This is a genomic window from Luteolibacter sp. SL250 (genome assembly GCF_026625605.1).
Taxonomy (GTDB): Bacteria; Verrucomicrobiota; Verrucomicrobiia; order Verrucomicrobiales; family Akkermansiaceae; genus Luteolibacter.
The window spans coordinates 4,386,518-4,404,888 of record NZ_CP113054.1 but is presented as its reverse complement, the minus strand read 5'-3'; the positions used below and the strand labels follow the sequence as shown (position 1 = coordinate 4,404,888).

The window sequence follows — 18,371 nt, the reverse complement described above, 5'->3', positions numbered from 1 at the left end:
CTGTTTCTTCTGTGACGTCCGGTGTGGTGGATTCATTCAAAGGGAATTTCACGGATTGCGGCCCCGGCATTTCCGGAAGAACATCCCCCCGCCACCATGTCCTCCTCGATCTCCTCCAAACTCTTCGCCACCGCCAAAACCCTGATCCCCGGAGGGGTGAACTCCCCCGTCCGCGCGTTCCGGAATGTCGGCGGGGAGCCATTCTTCGTCCGCCGGGCGAAGGGCAGCCGCATTGAGGACGTGGACGGGAAAACCTACATCGACTACATCGGCTCCTGGGGGCCGAACATTCTCGGTCACGCGCCCACCGTCATCACGAACACGATCCATGAGGTGGCGAAGGACGGCGTCTCCTTCGGCATCCCGAACCCGTATGAAGTTGAAATGGCGCGCACCATCGTCGAGTGGGTGCCATCCGTGGAAAAGGTCCGCATGTGCAGCTCCGGCACGGAGGCCACCATGTCCGCCATCCGCCTGGCCCGCGGCTACACGAAGCGGGACTACATCGTGAAGTTCGACGGCTGCTACCATGGCCACAGCGACTCCCTGCTGGTCGCCGCCGGTTCCGGCGCGCTCACCCACGGGGAGCCGGACTCCGCCGGTGTCCCCGCCGCTTTCGCGGAAAAGACCATCGTCCTGCCCTACAATGACGTTGAGGCGCTGGAGAACCTCTTCGCCGCGCAGGGCGAGCTCATCGCCGCCATCATCGTGGAGTCCTATCCCGCGAACGCCGGCCTCGTCCTGCCGAAGCCCGGTTACCTCGACCTCCTTTCCTCGATCACGAAAAAATACGGCGCGCTGCTGATCTTCGACGAAGTCATGACCGGCTTCCGCCTGGGCAAGGCGGGGGTGCAGGGACTGGAGAACCTCACCCCGGACCTGAGCTGCTTCGGCAAGGTCATCGGCGGCGGTCTGCCGGTCGGTGCGTTCGGCGGCCGGGCGGATGTGATGGACATGCTCGCCCCCATCGGCCCGGTTTATCAGGCGGGCACCCTTTCCGGGAACCCACTGGCGATGGCGGCGGGTCTCGCCCAGTTGAAGGAACTTTCCAAGCCCTCCGGCTTCGCCAGGCTCGACCAGCTCGGCGCGCATTTCGAGCAAGGCCTGCGCGGCGTGATGGATGAAAAAGGCATCCCGTACCGGATCAACCGCGTCGGTTCCATGTTCTGCCTGTTCTTCACCGACCGGGAGATCGTGAACGTGAACGACGTGATGAAGCAGGACCTCGAGCTGTTCCGGAAGTTCTTCTGGGGTTGCCTGGAGGAGGGCATCTACATCGCCCCGTCACCCTATGAGACCGGTTTCCTCTCGCTGGCCCACACCGAGGCGGATCTGGATGACACCCTCTCGGTGTTTGCCAAGGTGCTCTCCAATATCTAGATTCCGGTCGTGCCGCCTCCCCAGAAAGTCTTCAAGAACATCAACCACCGCGATACCATGTATCGCTGGATCATGCAGAACCGTACCGGCACCAACGAGCTGGTCATCGAGCTGGTGGCTGGTGTGAACGGCCAGCTCTTCATCGCGGAACTGCCGAAGGTGGTGAGCCATAACATGGTCACGCTGGGCATCGACTTCGGCCGCGCCAATGGCTGGAAGCCGGAGGAAGCGGGCGAGCCGTTCCGCTGCAGGTGGCTCCGCGGCACCTTCCACGTGAAGGCTCCGGACGCCTGAATCAGCAAATGTGGCTGGGCCATCTTGGCCCAGGCCGTTGCCGGAGCATCTTGCTCCGGTTCTTTCGTATGGGAAACCCATTCGGATAGTCTTCACGCCTTCGACGAATTCGCTCCGGAGAATCCTCTTGGAAGTGCCTGCTCATAGGTTGGGGGACAACAGATGGATGATCGGGGCGGGACGCCCCGGCAACGGCCTGGGGCAAGATGCCCCAGCCACAGGACTCAGCGGTTGCGGATCCGCTCAAGCTCCGTCGCCTGGGCGAGGTTCATCATTTCCAGTTCGCTGATCCGGTTTTGCAGATTGGAGAGTCTCATGGCGTGGAGAACGAAACCAATCGCAAACAGAAGTCCACCCAAGGCCGACAGGCCACCGAACATCAATACATTGAAGATGACGGTGTCACCTCCAAGAGAACGGAAAAGGAAAGCGCCGGCCACCTGCAGAAAAGGATTCAATGTGGCGAGGGCCGTGCCGGTGACCATGCACCACCAGTCGCCGCGGCGTCCGTGCTTCGAGAGCTTCACAACCCCGATCCATTGGGCGATGAGGATGGGCATGGTAAAAAGAAACGCAAAGCCGGAGAAATACGAGATCATGTCCCATGCTCGTGTCCGCTCCGGGGCAAAGTCAACTTCCCGGCGTCAATCGTAGCGTCCGTAGCGACGCTGGTGGGTGCGGTCCTCGTAGTTCTGCCGGGCCCGGTCGTAGTGGGTGTCCCGGATGACGTCACCGGCGGATGGTCCCCGCAGCGGGGCATTTCCTGAGCCGCGGCGATGACCGTCCCCTCCGTCGAAATGGCCCGGATCCCCGGCGCAGGATGAGAGGACGATGGCGGAGAGGGACATGAGGAGGTATTTCATGGGCGGTGGGACGGTCGGAGTATCGCAGCTATTCAGGATGGTTCAATCTTCCGTGACAGTTCCGCCGTTCCGGCTGGGAGCGAAGCACTGGGACCGCGGGATTCATCCCGCCCCGATTTGCTGGCAGCGCAGAACCGGTCGTTGCCTGGAAACGGATTCTCCGGGGCGGGATGAATCCCGCGGTCCCAGTCTCCATGCGGATGCCGGAGAAAGGGAGGAGGCATGTCCCAACCATCGCGGCGAAGCCACGACGCCACCCTGTGAGGCCGAAGTTGAAATTCCCGCCACCTCATACGAATTTTGTTCCATGACCGATGAAGAAGCACCTCCCGGAAAAGTCTCCGCATGGCTCTGGCCGATCGTCGGGGTCATCGTGTGTCTTGGAGCCGGGCTCGCCGTCGGGCTGACCATGGAGGGGGGAGGGGGTGCGTGGTACCAGGATCTGACGAAACCGCCGGGCAATCCTCCTCCGTGGGTGTTCGGTCCGGTATGGAGTATCCTTTATGTCCTGATGGGCATCGCCGCGGGGCGGCTGGTCCACCGCCGGGCCATGGGGACGGTCACCTTATTTGTCATCCAGTTCATCCTGAATCTCGCGTGGACTCCGGTCTTTTTCGGCGCACACGCCATCGGCTGGGCGCTGGCCGTCATCTTCTGCATCTGGGGATTCCTGGCGCTCACCATCCGCAGCGCGGAAAAGGTGGATCACCTTTCCGCGGTCCTGCTCCTGCCCTACCTGCTGTGGATCATGTATGCCACCTACCTGAACGCCGCCATCGGCTGGCTCAACCGGGCGTGAAGCTTGCGGCTGGCGCGGGCCACGGCTACACCTCCGGCATGATCGGCCTGAAAACCATCGTCCTTCTCACGATCTCCAACATTTTCATGACCTTCGCGTGGTACGCCCACCTGCGCGACCTGAAGGACAAGCCGTGGTGGATCGCCGCGTTCCTGTCGTGGGGCGTCGCGCTTTTCGAGTACCTGTTCCAGGTGCCGGCGAACCGCATCGGCCACCAGGCGTTCAGCGTTGCGCAGCTCAAGATCATGCAGGAGGTGATCACACTCACCGTGTTCGTCCCCTTCGCGATCTTCTTCATGAAGGAGAAGATCACATGGAACTATCTGGGCGCGGCGGTCTGCATGGCCGGTGCGGTGTTTTTCATCTTCAGGAAATAAAGCGGGTGTCATGCTGATCGCGTTCAACAAGCCGTATGGCGTGCTCTGCCAGTTCACGCCGGACCAACCGGGCCAGCGCACGCTGGCGGACTTCGGATTTCCGAAAGGGGTTTATCCCATAGGACGGCTGGACCTCGATTCCGAGGGACTGCTGCTACTGGGGGATGAGCCGGGGTTCAACCACCGGTTCCTCGATCCCGCGGCGGCCCACCCGCGGACGTATCAGGTGCAGGTGGAAGGTATACCGGGTGACGATGCCGTGAAGCGGCTGGCGGCCGGGGGGCTGGTCATCCAGGGGCACCGCACCCGGCCATGCCGTGCGCGGATACCTGATCCCGCGCCGGAGTTTCCCCCGAGGGATCCTCCGGTCAGGTTCCGGAAAGCGATCCCCACTTCCTGGATGGAGCTAACCCTCACGGAAGGGAAGAACCGCCAGGTGAGGCGCATGACGGCGGCCGTCGGGTTCCCCACCTTGAGGCTGTTGCGGGTGGCGATCGGAAAGCTGCCGTTGGGTGATCTTTCACCGGGGGCATGGCGTGTGCTGGATGGCGCGGAGATCGCTCTGATCCAAGCCCGCCGCTGAGTGCTCACCATTCGCCGTTCGGCGGGAGCGAGTGGCCGCGCGACTCGCTGTATGAGCATTCCAGATAGAGATGGCCCACCTGGGGGATGGCATCCTCGCCGGAGGCGCCTCCGAAGAAATATTCGCCGCCGCCTTTGCAGACTGGCATCACTTCGATGAATCCGCCGGGGGAGAAGATCTTGTCTTTCAGTCCGGTCACGGAGTCGCCGGGATTGTATCCATAGAGATTGGAGAAGCTCCTCAATGCCTTCTGGGTGACCTGGATGTTCATCACACACATCCCGCGGTCCGCGCCGCGCTTCCACGCCTGGGCGGCCACGAACAGGATGGAGATGAGTCCCATGAGGACGAAGATCACCACCGTCAGTTCAAGCAATGTCATCCCCTGTGCGCGGGAGCGCCGCGGGGCGGATGATATGGATCGGACGATCATGGTTGATGATGGGGGATGAATGATGCCGGCAGGCTGTCGGCATTGGATTTACGCCTCCATGAATATCAAAAAATATGAAGCATGCCATTACGCGAATGAGTAGATCATTCCGTATTTTTGCGTGGATCTCATCCGCCGGTTTTGTCGCGGAATCTGTCGAGCAGGCTCTTGAGTTCCTCGGCGGAACCCGGGGTGGTACAGGCCCTGATGCGTTCCAGGACCGTTTCATTCAGCTTGTTCCGACCGCTGGTGGAATCACCGAAAAGGTCCGACCCGATGAGGATCCGCGGGCCCTGGTGGGTGGTCACCACGAGGTAGAGGGGGAAGGTGGTGGTCATACCGGTCTGGGACTTCACTCCCACGACCGTCCAGGTGGAGCCTCGCTCGCTGTGGATGATGGAGGCTTTTCCTTCGTCACGCAGTGCGGCGGTGAACTCGAACCCGAGGTTGCGCAGCGTCCTTTCGGTTTCACCCTGCCGGTTGACGATGACGATGCTGCGGAGAGCGGCGGGAAAGTCCGCGGAGTGGGTTGCGGAAAGCCATTCCTCCACCAGCTTCCTCGCGTCATCCTCCGCCGGGGCGTTTCCTTCGGCAATTGGGTCGATGCGGGTGCATCCCTCCGCGAGCTTCGCCTGCCATCCGCCGCGCCAGGCCCTTTCACGGTCGGTCACCCAGTCCCTTACGGCGGATTGCTCCTTGCTGGGAGAGTTGGTCAGCTTCAATCCGGGAAACAGCAACCAGCCAGCGGCGGTCTTCTCCAGGTAAAATGACCTGAGGTCGAAGGTGCCCGGCTCCCTCGGGGAGAAAAACTGGAACGTGACGACACCGGCGCGGCCATTCTCATGGTAGCCGAGGAGCTGGGCAAGCCGGGGTGCCTGCGGGTTGTGGACCAGCCACCAGAGCCTCGCTCCCAGCGCGCAGCCACGGCTGGCGGTGCCAGGATCGCCCTCCAGATCCATCAACGAGATGAGCGGGTCCAGGGAATCCTTCCGAAGCGCATCGTCGAGCGACGCCGCCGCTTCCGCGATGGATGGCTGAGGCCGGGCGGAGATCTGCTTGCGGATCTCTCCGGGGAATTCGTCGAGCAGCGACTTGACGAAATCATCCTCGGACTCGTCCAGTTCCTCCCCTGGGGGCAGCAGGAATGCGGGTGGCAGGTCCACTTTCCACAGACCCTCTTCATCCCGGCTCAGCTCGATGTGCAGGATCTCCACCCGTGTGGACGTCTGCTTCATCCCGCTCCCGGCAGGATCGAGGCAGCCGAAGGAGAACAGGGAGCCATGGGTTTCCCCGCCGTCCTCCACCCGCACCCTCACCACCTCCGGAGCGATGAGCAGCCGCCACGGCCACCCGACTTTTCTTCCCGCCACCACCGCCGCGTCCGCGGAGCGCAGGCGTTCCGCCCAGTCGTCCGGGGGCGTGTCCTGCAGGCCGCCCAGAAATCCCAGCATGACAGGCAGGTCCCGCTTCCGGCAGGCGGCGAGGAACTGGTTGGTGACTTTCTCGGGGGATTCATCGCGGAGGATTTCCGGATCCATGGATGCCAGGATATCCTTCCGCATTCGCTCCCGGGACTGTTCACGGAGGGCGGTCAGTTGTTCGGCCTGCCCCCGCATCATCCAGGTCTCCAGTTGCCCGAGGCGCTGCCTGGCGGCGGCGACCAATCCCGTGCCGGTGTTCTCGAATGACGATGGCACCGGTGCCGGGAGCCAGGCGTCCTTCATCCTCACCAGGCCGATGGAAACCACCCGGATTTTCGAAGGGTCGAAGCCGCCGGTGTTTCTCACGATCACGGCGGCCAGGTTGTCATCCACCTTCACCTCCGCGGCTTCGAGGCTGCCTTTGCCAAGGTCATCCGCCAGACGGGAAAGGCGGCGTGAAATCTGTTCGCGCTTCTCCGTGGAGGTATGGGGGGAGAGCGCGGTGTCCGTCCCCAGATCCACCGTGCGCTGGCGCACCTTCTCCAGATACTCCAACACCGCCGCCGCAGGGTCTCCCGCCGCAGCGAAGGAAACGCCGGACAGCCCGAGCATCAGGAGCAGGATCTTCACTGGCGGAACCAATAACCCATTCACAGCCGGACGGAAACCAGATTTCCGCGGTTGATTCATTCCACTGCCCGCAGGGTTTCGGGCAAACTGCCGTGGACGCCCGCCAGCCTCGGCTGTGCCTCCCAAGCCGCCCGGTCCCCGGCGACCCGCTTCGCCAGCCGTTTCATCGTCTCCCCCGGATTCCTCGATTCCGGCATCACCTGGCGGAGTTTGTCGCCCTCCGCTTTCGGATGGAAGATCCATGAAAATGAAACGCGTGAATCCACGGCGTCTTTGCGCGCGTTCCACGTGCGGGTTTCCCCGAACCTCAGGTCGCCCATCCAGATGCCCTGCTTGTGCGGCCGGCAGATCCACCAGCCGTCGGAAAACCACGCCACCGTGTCCGCCTCCCGCATCGCGGAGTACGGGAAAAAGGCGTCGGTCCCCTTCGGATACACGGTCCAGCGGACGGGGGTGTCATGGAACTCGAAGATGCTCCGGTAGCCGACCCACAACTCATCCCCGCGGTCCACCACCGACCGCCAGAACAGGATGTTGAACGCGGTGGGGGCCTCCATCCGCCGGGAAAAGGTCACGCCGCGTTTCTGGAGATCCGCGTCAAATCCCGCCGATGCCGCCCACTTCGCCAGCAGGCTCAGCACCACGTAGCCGCTGCTCAGGCCAATTCCCCACCAGCAGAGCCTCCTCCTCTTCGGGAGCTGCTTCTTTGTCCGCAGGAATGCCAGCCAGACCAGCGTGACCACCAGGGGAATGGTGTAGAGAGGATCGATGATGAACAGGTTGTTGAAGGCGACCCTTTTCTCCGTGAACGGCCACAGGACCGAGGTGCCGTAGACCGTGAAACAGTCGAGCAGCACATGGGTGCTCCAGACGGCGAAAACAAAAAGCCCTGCCTGACCACGGCTGATCTTCTGTTTCTTCCACAGCTTGGCCAGCCAGTGGCCGAGCGCGATCGAGGCGACGATCATGACCGGCAGGGAGTGGCTGGGCCCGCGGTGCCAGATCAGGTTGTTCGTGGTGTCCAGGAAGAAGGAAACGAGGACGTCCAGATCCGGCAGCGTCCCGAACAAAAGGCCCCACAGCATCCCCCGGTTGCCCAGTTTTTTCCCGAGCATCGCTTCCCCCACCGCCGCTCCCAGCGCCGCCTGCGTGACCGAATCCATGCACAAACGGGACCGGGTCAGGGGAGGGCCAGTCAATCGTATTGTTCGCGCGGGGGCGATTTCCTGTCACTACGGCCGGGCCAGGCTGCTGAACACGGACAGGGGCTCCGCCAGATGGCCGAGGGCCTGGTCGAAGTCCTCCTTCAACGCGGCGATCTCCGTCGCATCTTCCGTCGTTGGATTCTGGACGACGGGCGCGGGCCGGGGAGTCTCAGGCACCGGTCGCGTGAGCCACCAGCCCGCGGCCAGCAGGATGCCCGCGGCGGCGGCCAAGGGAGCGATGGGGAGGCGCGGGCGCGCGGGACGGCCCGCCGGAAGTACCAGCACCCTCTGCCGGAGATCATCACCGGCGGACGGAAGGGGAGCGGAAAGCGCATCCAGGTCTCCATCGCAGATCCGGGCGAACGCGGCGCATTCCGGGCAGGAGGCGATGTGCCCGCTGAGCGCTTCCGGGAACGGGAGGCCGTCGTCGGTGAGCGCGCTGATCGTTTCCTGATGGCTGTCGCAGGGGCTTGGTTTCATGGCGTGGGGCAGGGTGTGGGTTGGTTCCAGAGCAGGGCGAGCTGCTGGCGGGCGCGGAAAAGGAGGACGCGGACGTTCTCGGGAGACTGGTCCATCATCGTGGCGATCTCGGAGATGGAATGACCGCCCTGGACCTTCAGCCACAGGGCGGTGGCCTGGTTTTCGGAAAGGAGCGCATGGACCTTGTTCCAGGCAGTGACGGCCTCGTCCTGTTCCTCGGAGACGCGGGCGGGGGAGCGATCCTCCATTCCCCCGTGATGGTCGGGATCGAACGGCTCCATCGGCCGCGTCCTGCGCCAGAGATCGATCGAACGGCGGCGGGCGATGGTGTAGAGCCAGCCCGTGAAGGATTGGCCGGGGGTGTAGCATTTGATTTTCTGGCAGACCTCCAGAAATACCTCCTGGCAGAGATCGTCGGCGTCCCCGGGATTCCCGCAGCGGGAAATCAGGAACCTCCGCACGGGATCGAGATGGCGGGCCACGATGGCTTCGTAGGCGCGGACGTCACCCTGCCTCCACCGGGTGGCGAGGGCGGCGTCGCTTTCAGGGTCTGTTTCCGCGGATTCCATGGAAGCGTTACTTCCCGCGGGTGGCTTTCAGGAGCTGGTGGATGCCCATCAGGCCTCTCTCGATCGTCGCTTCGGTGATGTTGAAGCGGAGGCGGATTTTCTCATCGGTCTGGGTGATGGTGATGTCCTTCGCCAGGTCCTCCAGCGAGACTTCCTCACCGGAAATCAGGGTGGCGGCGGCGGACAACTTTCGGGCCTTCTCGGCGGCCTTCGCCGCCATCTCCGGAGTGACGGATGCGGTGAACACCTCTGCGGAAATCTCACCCCCGTCCGCGTTGAGCGAGAAATCGATGCGATCAAGCAGGCGCAGGAGATCCGACTTCGGCAGCTCGTCCTTGATCGAAGAGATCGGGACCCCGCCGGACACCCACGATGCGGGCGTTTCCCTGATCTCCGGGATGCCGGAGTTCCGGTTCTCCGCCGGGTGGACGGCGCGGATCACATCGTCCGCAGAGGCCCAGAGGGCGTAGGTTTCGTTGCCCTTGGTCAGGAAAAGCGTGCCGTCCTCGATGCGGAAACCGCTGTATTTCGCGGCGTCCGCCACGAGCTGCCTGGCACCGGGCGCGCCGCGGAGTTCCGCGACCCAGTCCGCGCCGGGCGTGGCGGGATTCCGGAAGCCGGTGGCATGGAACGTCGCACCGTCCTCCAGCGGCACCGTGCGGGTCACTGGGGCCAGCAGGAGCCGCGTCATCTCCGCGAGGCGGGGACTCCCCCCGCCATCCGCCCGGAGGTGGATCTCCCACGTTTTTTCCGGCGGGGCCGGAACTTCCTGGGCGGAGAGGGACAGGGGTTGGAGAAGGACGGCGGCGAGCGGGAGAAGGGATGTGAGTTTCATGGTGTCACTGACTCATCGGAGGGCTTGCGGGAAATGTTACAGCGGACGGCGGGTGAATGGACAGGCCGGAGGGCCAAGGCTTCCCTTGACTGCCGGGGATTTCCCGAAAGATGCTGGCCGCCTGATGAACGACAACAAACGCCCGTTTTCCAGTCCCATGCTGGATGGTCCCGACCGTGCGCCCAGCCGTGCCATGCTTTACGCCGTAGGCTTCAAGAAAGAAGACTTCGCCAAAGTGCAGATCGGCATCGCCTCCACCTGGAGCCAGGTCACCCCCTGCAACGTCCACATCGACAAGCTGGCGATCGAGTCGTCCAACGGCGTGAACGCGGCCGGCGGCAAGGCCACCATTTTCAACACCATTACCATCTCCGATGGCATCTCCATGGGCACGGAGGGGATGAAATACTCCCTCGTTTCCCGTGAGGTCATCGCGGACTCCATCGAAACCGTCGTTGGCTGCGAAGGCATGGACGGCTACGTCGCCATCGGCGGCTGTGACAAGAACATGCCCGGTTGCGTGATGGCCATGGGCCGCATGAACCGCCCCGCCGTCTTCGTCTATGGCGGCACGATCATGCCCGGCTGCGCGAAAGTGAAGGGCGAGGAGAAGGACCTGGACGTCGTTTCCGTGTTCGAAGCCGTCGGCAAGCACGCCAACGGGGAGTTCACCGATGAGGATCTGGCCACGGTCGAGTCCTGCGCCATCCCCGGCCCGGGTTCCTGCGGTGGCATGTACACCGCGAACACCATGGCCAGCGCGATCGAGGCGCTCGGCATGTCGCTGCCGAACAGCTCCGCCCAGGCCGCCATTTCCGACGACAAGATGCGCGACTGCTTCGACGCCGGCGCCGCCGTCCTCAATCTGGTGAACCTCGGCATCAAGCCCCGCGACATCATGACGAAGGAAGCGTTCGAGAACGCCATCACCGTCCTCATCGCGCTCGGTGGTTCGACCAACGCCTGCCTCCACATCCCCGCCATGGCCCATGCCGCGGGCGTGGACATCACGCTCGATGACTTCGAGCGCATCGGCAAGCGCGTGCCCCTCCTGGCCGACCTCAAGCCATCCGGCAAATACGCCATGGCGGACCTCGTCCGCATCGGCGGCACCGTCCCGCTGATGAAGATGCTGCTGGATGCCGGCCTGCTCCACGGCGACTGCATGACCGTGACCGGCCGCACCATGCGGGAGAACCTGGAGAAAGCGAACGCCGTCTATCCGGAAGGCCAGCAGATCATCCGCCCGCTGGACAACCCCATCAAGAAGGACAGCCACCTCCGCATCCTCTACGGCAATCTCGCCGAAGGCGGCGCGGTGGCGAAGATCACCGGCAAGGAAGGAGAACTCTTCAAGGGCAGCGCCAAGGTCTTCAACTCCGAGCCTGAGGCCATGAAGGCCATCCTTGCGAAGGAGATCGTGAAGGGCGACATCATCGTCATCCGCTATGAAGGACCGAAGGGCGGCCCCGGCATGCGGGAGATGCTCGGACCGACCTCCGCCATCATGGGCCTCGGCCTCGGCAAGGATGTCGCGCTCATCACCGACGGCCGTTTCTCCGGCGGCAGCCACGGGTTCGTCGTCGGCCACATCACCCCGGAAGCATTCGAAGGTGGCGTCATCGGCCTGCTCAAGGACGGCGATGTCATCACCATCAACGCCGTGGACAACCGCCTCGACGTGGACATTTCCGCCGAGGAGATCGCGGAGCGCAAGGCAGCCTGGGTCCGCCCGGAGCCACGCTACACCCGCGGCGTCCTCGCCAAGTATGCGAAGCTCGTCAGCACCGCCAGCGAAGGCGCGGTGACGGACAAGTATCTGTAAGCACCAATCTGAAAACAGGGGCTCCCCGTCCTCCTTCCTTGGAAGGTGATGGGGGGCCTCATTTCATTTCGGGAGCTGGTTGAGCGTGTAGTAGGCCCGGGGATGGACAAGCGCTTCTCCCTTTGCGGAGCGCAGCCCCGGCAGGTGCAGCTCATGGAGATGCCCCTCAATCATTCCATTCACCTTGAGATGGATGCTCAGGCCGTCCGCGGTGACGTCCGCCCTTTCGACCACGGGTTTCGTGGTATCCACCTCCGGGCTGCCGTAGCTGCTCTGGTAGATGTAGGTGTAGGCGCTCATGGTGTAGGATGCGGGTGCCGCCGCGCTGGCCGGATCCACCGGTTCCGTGAAGGTGAGCGTGAAGCCATCTGGACGGGCGCGCATCTCATGGATCTCGAACGGGGTTTTACCCGTCCACACCAGCCGTTGGAGTGCGAACGGCTTTCCGCCGCGGGATCCCCAGCCGCGGCCGGTCTGGAAGACGAACAGCGAGCCATCCGCCCCCTGGTCCAGCGAGAGGCTGCCGGAGGCGAGGCCTTCGCGGAAGGGAAAGCACGCGCCCTGGTAGTTTTGCCCATCGGGCGTCTTCTCCAGGAACACCCGCATGACCAGTGACTGCGTTTGGTCGCCCACGAACAGTTGCCCGGAAAACGGCCCGAATTTTCCGCCGCTGCCGTCGGCGATGATGCCCGCCGCGGACTGGCCCATCTTGTCATAGGGGAACAGTACGGCGGGGGGCAGCAGTTCGGGGATACGTTTAGCCTCCCCGTGCATCCGGCTTCCACTTTCCGGCTCCGCCGGTTTCGTCAGGCCGGCGGCTTTCACCGCCTCGCGCGTGGCCGGATCATCGAACCACCGGAGTCCGGCGGGATGTCCGGCGAATGAGCCGGGCTTCAGCCACTGGAGCTTGCACGCGCCGTTCCACGGTCCCTGGTTCTCCGTGTAGAAGACATCCCCGTTGCCGTTGAAACCGATGCCACCGGGAGAGCGGATGCCCGTGTTCATGGGGATGGTTTTCCCATCCGGAGAGATGCGCAGCGCCCAGCCACGGTATCGGTTGTCACTGGTGAAGGAACCGGTGAGGCAGAGGGCCACCCAGAGGTTGCCGCCGGGGTCGAAGCGCGAACCGAAGGCATACTCGTGGTAGTTGCCGTCGATGCCCCAGGCATCCCCCACGGTCTCCACGATGTCCGCCCTGCCGTCGCCATCGGTATCCTTCATCCGGGTGACCTCGCCGCGCTGGGTGGCGAAAAGAGCGCCGTCCTTCTCCGCCAGGCCCAGCACTTCGTGCAGCCCGCGTTCAAAGAGCTTCCATTCCGGTTGTGCCGGGTCTCCCAGGATCTTGTCCGCGATCCAGATTTCGCCGATGCGGGTGGCGACGGCCAACCGGTCCGGTCCCATGAGGCAGAGCGCCCCCGCCTCGAACTGGACGCCGGGAGGCGTCGGCAGGTCGATGAGCCGGTAGGCCTCGCTTTCACGCAGCGCGGTCGGGCTGGGGCCCGGGGCAGGCTCCTGGGCGGAGCCCGCAGCCATCGCCAACGTGGTGGTAAGAAGGATGGATTTCACCATGTGTATTTCACGGTAAAAGTGGAGACTCCGTCGAGCGGGACGATCAGTTCGGCCTTTCCGCCGGAGCCGCGTGCAACAGGCCGCACATCGCCGGAAAGGGTGAGGCGCAGCTTTCCGTCCACCCGCCACGTGCCGCCGCCTTCGTCCTCGATGCGGCCGGTGGCCACGCGGAACCATGACTTTGCCAAGGGTGCGCCAGCAGGCAGCCGGATGGTGCGGAGAAAGCCGGAAGCGGTCTGCTCCGCCACCGGGGCGAAGTGATCCTCCACCGTTACATCGTTCCAGGAATAGCGCAGGGTGGGGCGGCGCTTTCCGTCGTAGGCATATCCATGGAACGCGGCGTCACCTTCCTTTGCGGTGGCAGGCCAGGCGGTGGTGGGCGTGTCCAGAACCGCGTAGGCGGGACCGGATGGCAGCTTCAGCACGGCGGTGCCCATGGGCGCTTCAAAGCCACCACCACGACCGGTACGGTGGCGGCCGGCGTCGATGAACGAGCCGTGCCACAGCAACGCCAGCCGCAGTTGCTCCGCATCGAATGCGAGGTTCACTTTTTCCGGGTAGCCGATGCCCATGGCGCGCGGCCCAGCATCCTCGATGAAGTTCCGATAGATGACCGGTTCCCCCTCCGCCACCACCTCCATCTTCGCCTGGATGACGCCCGGCGGTGGATCCGCCGCAGCACCGCCGGAGAGATAGTCCCAGATGGCATCGAGCTGGCGGTCCGTGTCTCCGCCGAGGATGTCGCGGTTCGCCGCGATGCCATGGGGCCAGAAGCTGGGCATGCGCGTGCCGGGGCGCAGCGACTGCGGATCGACAAGGTAGCGCCGGAACCAGTCCGGCCGCAGCCGCCCGGTCATCCCCGCCAGATCCAGCGCCGGAATCCCGAGCGAAGGATGTTTTCCAAACGAGTGGCACATCACGCAGCCCAGGCCACCGGTGCCCACCAGATCCCGTCCTGCCTTCACGGATTCCTCCGCCGGTTTCGCGGTGGGTTCCTCCGTCCGTGGAGTGCCGCCATCCACCACCGCCAGCAATTCGGAAAGCTCCGCGACGGACGTGCCGAACTGCGGCATCCGCGTGGCCATGTAGGGCCGCGAACCACCGCCCTGCAGCAGCACCTTTTTCATCCAGCCCTCTTCGAGTTTCGCACCCACCTTCGTCAGGTGCGGGGGCATGCGGCCCTCATCGCCGAGATCCGTCTCACCGATGTTCTGAACGTAATCCGCGCGCAGTCCATGCGGGCCGCCCGCACCATCGCGGGAATGGCAGGCCAGACAGTTGAGCTGGCCGAGCACCCGGGCGGCTTCCTTCTCCGGGGGCAGCGGTGACTTGAGCAGGGCGGGGTCCGCCAGGGTCCGGGAAATGGCGGCCTGCTGGTCCGCGGAAAGATGATACAGCGGAGCACCGGCGGCGGGTGTGGCGGAGAGGCAGCCGCCCGCGGCCTCCGGCTTTGCTTCCAGCAGATCGGTGAGTTTGAACGCGGACGCGCCGATCCCGGTGACGCCGGGGCTGTGGTGACAGCGCGCGCAGCCGAGCTGGCCGAAGAGTTCCTTTCCGCGCCCCGCCTTCGCTGCATCCACGGTGAATGGTTCTTCTCCTGTGGGCCGCATTGCGGGCGCGAGGTGGGAGACGTTCTGCGCCTTGATGGGCCGCTTGCGGATGCCCGGCCCGTCGAACAGCGCGGTGAGGGCGGCCTTCGTTTTCTCTCCCTGGAAGTAGGTGAGGACGAACGCGTGCGCGCCCGCCTTCAGATGCGCCACGCCGCTTTTCTCGGTGAGCTTGTGGCGTCCGTCATTCTCCACCACCTGGGTGCCGTCGATCCACAGGCGGGAGCCGTCCGTGGAGCGGGTGTAGAAGGTGTAGGCCCCGTCCACCGGCACCTCGAACGAGCCGCTGAAGCGCACCGCGAACGGGTGCCCCTCCTGTGCCCACTGCGCGATCTCGATGCCGCCGATGCTGCCGCTGGCGACGGGCGCCGCTTTCTCCAATGACGGCCCGCAGTCCTTGAACAGTCCGTCGAAAAGCTCGTAACGCAGCCCCGGTGTGCGGATGCCTTCTTCCTTCTTCATCACCCGCGTGGCGGACTCCACCTGCCCGCGCAGCAGATACATGGAAATGTCCGTGGCCTCCACGGCGGTGAGCTTCATCCCCGGCATGCGGCGCTCCGGTCGGAACTTCCCCGGCTTCAGCAGGAACTCGGAAAGTTGCGCCACGCTGTACTTTTTCTCCAGCGGTCCCAGCGGCACGGAGTCCGTCGCCAGCGTTCGCACTTCCTCCAGCGGGATGCCGGATCCCTGCGGTGCATCCACCGGAGCGTGGCACGCCACACATCCGGTCTGGTGGTAGAGCGAACGTCCACGGGCGATCCGTGTTTCATCTCCCGGCGTGGCGGCGGTGTCCTCCCGGCTCACGCTCATGAGGAAATGGGTCAATGCCTCAGCGGCGTCCTGTTTCCCGGCAGGGTCCATGCCGTGGAGCATGTCCGGCATGGTGGTCCCCGGCTTCTCGCGTTGCGGGTCCAGCAGATAGTCCGTGATGAAGCGGGGCGAAAGCCTCAGTCCCTCCGGTCCCAGCAGGGGAGCCTTTTTTCCGGGCAGACGGTTCTCCAAGGCGGCTCCCGCCGGGTGACATGAGGCGCAGTTCAGCGCGGCCATGAGGTGTTCCCCGCGGTCCGTGCCGGTGGATGGCGGGACGAACGGATGCCCGTGTGGCACCACGCTGGAGCAGGCGGGTTCCGGTGCGTTCTTCCTGAATGGTGCGGCGGCCTCCACGGCCGGAGATGCGGTGGCGTCGTCGAATTTCCGCATCCACACGTTGCGGAAGCGCACGGGGTTGAGGTGATCCTGCAGAGCGAAGGTGAAGACCTGCCGCACATTGTCCGGGATGGCCACCGCATCCTGGATCAGGATCCCATTGTGGATGACGGTCACCCGCGCGGGTTGCAGGATCTTTCCGGCGGCATCCAGCCGCGCGGTCTGGAGGGTGATGTCAAAGGTCTGCCACTCGCCCGGCTTCCGGCAGGCATTCACCAGTGGCGGATATTTCCCATACACGGCCCCCGCCTGGCCGTCCGGGTAGGTGGTGTTTCCAAAGGAATCCAGGATCTGGATCTCGCACAGCCCCTGGATGAGCACGCCGCTGTTCCCGCGCTTCTGGCCCGTGCCGTCGATCTTCACCGGCGTGGCCCACTCCACGTGGAGGTGGCAGTCGCCGAAGCGTTCCTTGCAGATGATGGTGCCGCCGTTCGGCACGGCCTCCATCACCCCGCCGGAGATCTTCCACTGCGGTGGCACCACTTTCCCCTTGTCCGGCCCCCGGCTCAGCTTCGCCGTCCAGTGGGAGAGGTCCGCGCCGTCGAACAGCTTGATGGCCTCCGGCGGTGCCGCCACCGGTGCCACCTCCGGCCCGGGGGCGACGATGGGGGGCTGCGGCCGGTCAGGATCATTCCTGCGCCAGGTTTCCGCCCCACCTGCTGTGGAAAGCAGCGCGGCCACCAATATGGCCATGCCGACACGCGGCGGGAAGGGTGGGACCGGTTGCGGAAATGCCATACGGGTGCGTCTGAGAGGTGGGTTCTTCAGTATCATTAGCCGTACGGCTGCAAATATGACGTGCTGGGCGGTTCATGTTCCGGAGCCACAAGGGGAGACCGCAAGGAACACGGGTGTTCGTGACGGAATGAAACGGAAGGGATATCGGATTCCCTTGGACGTGTTGAAGTGCCATACCGGTCCGCCCCGATGTCGCTTTGGCGAGGAGGCCTCGCTACCTTTCCAGATGAATGATTTCTCCCCGCCGCTGCCAGAGCTTCCGTGCATCCGCTATGTGGACAGCTTCGAGGAGTTGGTCTCCGCCAGGTTTTCCGGTCCGGTGAACGCACTGTGCTGGCCGCGGAAGCTGGAAGGGGACTTCGCGGAGATCGTGGAAAAGCTGAGGGTCGGGCGGGGGATCACGACCATTGATGAGGAGACGCTGGCAGCGCTGGAGCTGAGTCCGGCGGGAGAGGTTGCGAGAAAGAGCCTGCTGGAGGACCAAGCCATGATGGAAGCCTGCGGACTGCTTCCCGTGCTGGACTGCATCAACGGCTACGTGAACCTCCATGAGGACGACGGCCCGGTGTCCACCCACGTGCAGTCCTACCACGTGGACAGCGCGACGGATGAGGCGGACACGTATCTTTGCACCTACTTCGGTGCATCCTCCGAAGCCTTGCCGAATGACCAGGTCATTCCGAAGGCGGAGATCCCCGCGCTGCGGGCGGAACTGCTGGCGCTCCACGGTGGTGAGGATGACGAAGGGTTCGCGGAATTCCTGAACGAAAATTTCTACGACCTCCACTACGCGCCACTGCCCGGTGCCGAGCCATGGAGCTTCGGGGTCGGTAATCTATGGCGCATCGCCTGCGAGTATCCGGGCAGTCCCGTGCCGCCCTGTGTCCACCGTGCGCCGGACACCATCCCCGGCGCCCCGCCAAGGCTGCTGCTGATCGGTTAGAGGGGCATCTGACGGGGCTGGAATCTCCTTGTGGAGCCAAGCCCTTCCACCCAGTGTGGTGCCATGGAATACAATCCCTACCAACCCTCCTCCGCCTCCGTGTCCGGGGCCACAGATACCCCGCAAGGAGCATTGGGTTCCCAGTCGATCATCAGCCAATTGGTCCGCACCCGGCCATGGGTGAGGCTCCTGTCGGTGATGTCCTTTCTGGGAGCCGGCCTGATGTTGGTCATTGGGGTCGTCATGTTGGTGGCAGGGGGGGCCGGAATGGCATCCGGAATCGGAAGTTCTTCCTCATCCGGTGCGGCTGCATTGGGGGGTGGGATGATGATTGGAATGTCGATGTTCTACATTCTGATCGCCCTTCTCTATATCTATCCCGGACTGAAGCTGTGGAAGTATGCCAACCGGATTACGGGCTTCGCCTCGACCGGGGCCGAGGTTGACCTTGAGATGGCCCTCAATGAACAAAGGGCGTTCTGGAAATTCGCGGGAATCTCCATCATCGTCATGATCGCCCTGTACATCGTGGGCATTGTCGCGGTCGCCGTGACAGCCGGGGTGAGCGCGGCGAAAATGGGCGGCTCCTTCTGATGCCGGCTTCCCAGGTTCCT

Annotated in this window: 18 protein-coding genes; 8 read left to right on the top strand and 10 right to left on the bottom strand. The window is 64.1% G+C overall.

Features of this window, described 5'->3' with window-relative positions; translation table 11 throughout:
- Nucleotides 1-96 precede the first annotated feature (96 nt).
- Both hemL and OVA24_RS19090 read left to right on the top strand, forming a co-directional pair.
- Nucleotides 97-1,380, top strand: a complete 1,284-nt coding sequence (gene hemL / locus OVA24_RS19095; protein WP_267671728.1) for a glutamate-1-semialdehyde 2,1-aminomutase — start codon at nt 97-99, stop codon at nt 1,378-1,380.
- Between the two features lie 9 nt (nt 1,381-1,389).
- Nucleotides 1,390-1,674 (top strand): hypothetical protein, encoded by a 285-nt coding sequence (locus OVA24_RS19090; RefSeq protein ID WP_267671727.1) that lies wholly within the window; start codon nt 1,390-1,392, stop codon nt 1,672-1,674.
- Nucleotides 1,675-1,898: 224 nt separating this feature from the next.
- On the opposite strand, the gene OVA24_RS19085 is transcribed toward OVA24_RS19090, so the two are convergent.
- Both OVA24_RS19085 and OVA24_RS19080 read right to left on the bottom strand, forming a co-directional pair.
- Nucleotides 1,899-2,234, bottom strand: a complete 336-nt coding sequence (locus tag OVA24_RS19085) for a hypothetical protein (protein ID WP_267671726.1) — start codon at nt 2,232-2,234, stop codon at nt 1,899-1,901.
- Nucleotides 2,235-2,318: 84 nt separating this feature from the next.
- Nucleotides 2,319-2,537 carry a hypothetical protein gene (locus tag OVA24_RS19080; RefSeq protein WP_267671724.1) on the bottom strand — a complete coding sequence of 73 codons (219 nt, stop codon included), beginning with the start codon at nt 2,535-2,537 and terminating at the stop codon, nt 2,319-2,321.
- A 307-nt stretch (nt 2,538-2,844) separates the two neighbouring features.
- Here OVA24_RS19080 and OVA24_RS19075 point away from each other — a divergent pair, with 307 nt between their 5' ends.
- From OVA24_RS19075 to OVA24_RS19065, 3 genes are read left to right on the top strand one after another with little or no spacing between them, the layout of a single operon-like run.
- Nucleotides 2,845-3,336: a TspO/MBR family protein gene (locus OVA24_RS19075; RefSeq protein WP_267671722.1), complete on the top strand. Its 492-nt coding sequence runs from the start codon at nt 2,845-2,847 to the stop codon at nt 3,334-3,336.
- 38 nt (nt 3,337-3,374) lie between these two features.
- The gene (locus OVA24_RS19070) at nt 3,375-3,713 is read left to right on the top strand and encodes a DMT family protein (protein ID WP_345783449.1); all 339 of its coding nucleotides are present in this window, start codon (nt 3,375-3,377) and stop codon (nt 3,711-3,713) included.
- Between the two features lie 10 nt (nt 3,714-3,723).
- Complete coding sequence (locus tag OVA24_RS19065) at nt 3,724-4,296, top strand: pseudouridine synthase (RefSeq protein ID WP_267671720.1); 573 nt, start codon at nt 3,724-3,726, stop codon at nt 4,294-4,296.
- Nucleotides 4,297-4,300: 4 nt separating this feature from the next.
- Here OVA24_RS19065 and OVA24_RS19060 read toward each other — a convergent pair whose 3' ends face one another.
- The 6 genes from OVA24_RS19060 to OVA24_RS19035 all read right to left on the bottom strand — a co-directional run bounded on the left by OVA24_RS19060 (nt 4,301) and on the right by OVA24_RS19035 (nt 9,869).
- Nucleotides 4,301-4,729: a type II secretion system protein gene (locus OVA24_RS19060; protein WP_267671719.1), complete on the bottom strand. Its 429-nt coding sequence runs from the start codon at nt 4,727-4,729 to the stop codon at nt 4,301-4,303.
- 128 nt (nt 4,730-4,857) lie between these two features.
- The gene (locus OVA24_RS19055) at nt 4,858-6,780 is read right to left on the bottom strand and encodes a hypothetical protein (RefSeq protein WP_267671718.1); all 1,923 of its coding nucleotides are present in this window, start codon (nt 6,778-6,780) and stop codon (nt 4,858-4,860) included.
- Nucleotides 6,781-6,836: 56 nt separating this feature from the next.
- Nucleotides 6,837-7,943: a metal-dependent hydrolase gene (locus OVA24_RS19050; protein ID WP_267671717.1), complete on the bottom strand. Its 1,107-nt coding sequence runs from the start codon at nt 7,941-7,943 to the stop codon at nt 6,837-6,839.
- Between the two features lie 69 nt (nt 7,944-8,012).
- Nucleotides 8,013-8,465 (bottom strand): anti-sigma factor, encoded by a 453-nt coding sequence (locus OVA24_RS19045; RefSeq protein WP_267671716.1) that lies wholly within the window; start codon nt 8,463-8,465, stop codon nt 8,013-8,015.
- Nucleotides 8,462-9,034 carry an RNA polymerase sigma factor gene (locus OVA24_RS19040; RefSeq protein WP_267671715.1) on the bottom strand — a complete coding sequence of 191 codons (573 nt, stop codon included), beginning with the start codon at nt 9,032-9,034 and terminating at the stop codon, nt 8,462-8,464. The genes OVA24_RS19045 and OVA24_RS19040 overlap by 4 nt, the downstream gene beginning before the upstream one ends.
- 7 nt (nt 9,035-9,041) lie before the next feature.
- Nucleotides 9,042-9,869 carry a hypothetical protein gene (locus OVA24_RS19035; protein WP_267671714.1) on the bottom strand — a complete coding sequence of 276 codons (828 nt, stop codon included), beginning with the start codon at nt 9,867-9,869 and terminating at the stop codon, nt 9,042-9,044.
- A 124-nt stretch (nt 9,870-9,993) separates the two neighbouring features.
- Here OVA24_RS19035 and ilvD point away from each other — a divergent pair, with 124 nt between their 5' ends.
- On the top strand, nt 9,994-11,694 hold the full coding sequence (gene ilvD, locus OVA24_RS19030; protein WP_267671712.1) for a dihydroxy-acid dehydratase: 1,701 nt from the start codon (nt 9,994-9,996) through the stop codon (nt 11,692-11,694).
- 63 nt (nt 11,695-11,757) lie between these two features.
- Here the strand turns inward: ilvD and OVA24_RS19025 are convergent, their stop codons facing one another.
- Together OVA24_RS19025 and OVA24_RS19020 are read right to left on the bottom strand one after the other, a co-directional pair.
- Nucleotides 11,758-13,263: a DUF7133 domain-containing protein gene (locus tag OVA24_RS19025; RefSeq protein ID WP_267671711.1), complete on the bottom strand. Its 1,506-nt coding sequence runs from the start codon at nt 13,261-13,263 to the stop codon at nt 11,758-11,760.
- The gene (locus tag OVA24_RS19020; RefSeq protein ID WP_267671710.1) at nt 13,257-16,769 is read right to left on the bottom strand and encodes a 3-keto-alpha-glucoside-1,2-lyase-like domain-containing protein; all 3,513 of its coding nucleotides are present in this window, start codon (nt 16,767-16,769) and stop codon (nt 13,257-13,259) included. The genes OVA24_RS19025 and OVA24_RS19020 overlap by 7 nt, the downstream gene beginning before the upstream one ends.
- 271 nt (nt 16,770-17,040) lie before the next feature.
- On the opposite strand from OVA24_RS19020, the gene OVA24_RS19015 reads away from it, so the two are divergent.
- On the top strand, nt 17,041-17,757 hold the full coding sequence (locus tag OVA24_RS19015) for a hypothetical protein (protein ID WP_267671709.1): 717 nt from the start codon (nt 17,041-17,043) through the stop codon (nt 17,755-17,757).
- A gap of 63 nt (nt 17,758-17,820) precedes the next feature.
- The gene (locus OVA24_RS21360) at nt 17,821-18,351 is read left to right on the top strand and encodes a DUF5362 family protein (protein WP_324287872.1); all 531 of its coding nucleotides are present in this window, start codon (nt 17,821-17,823) and stop codon (nt 18,349-18,351) included.
- The last annotated feature ends 20 nt before the right edge of the window (nt 18,352-18,371 follow it).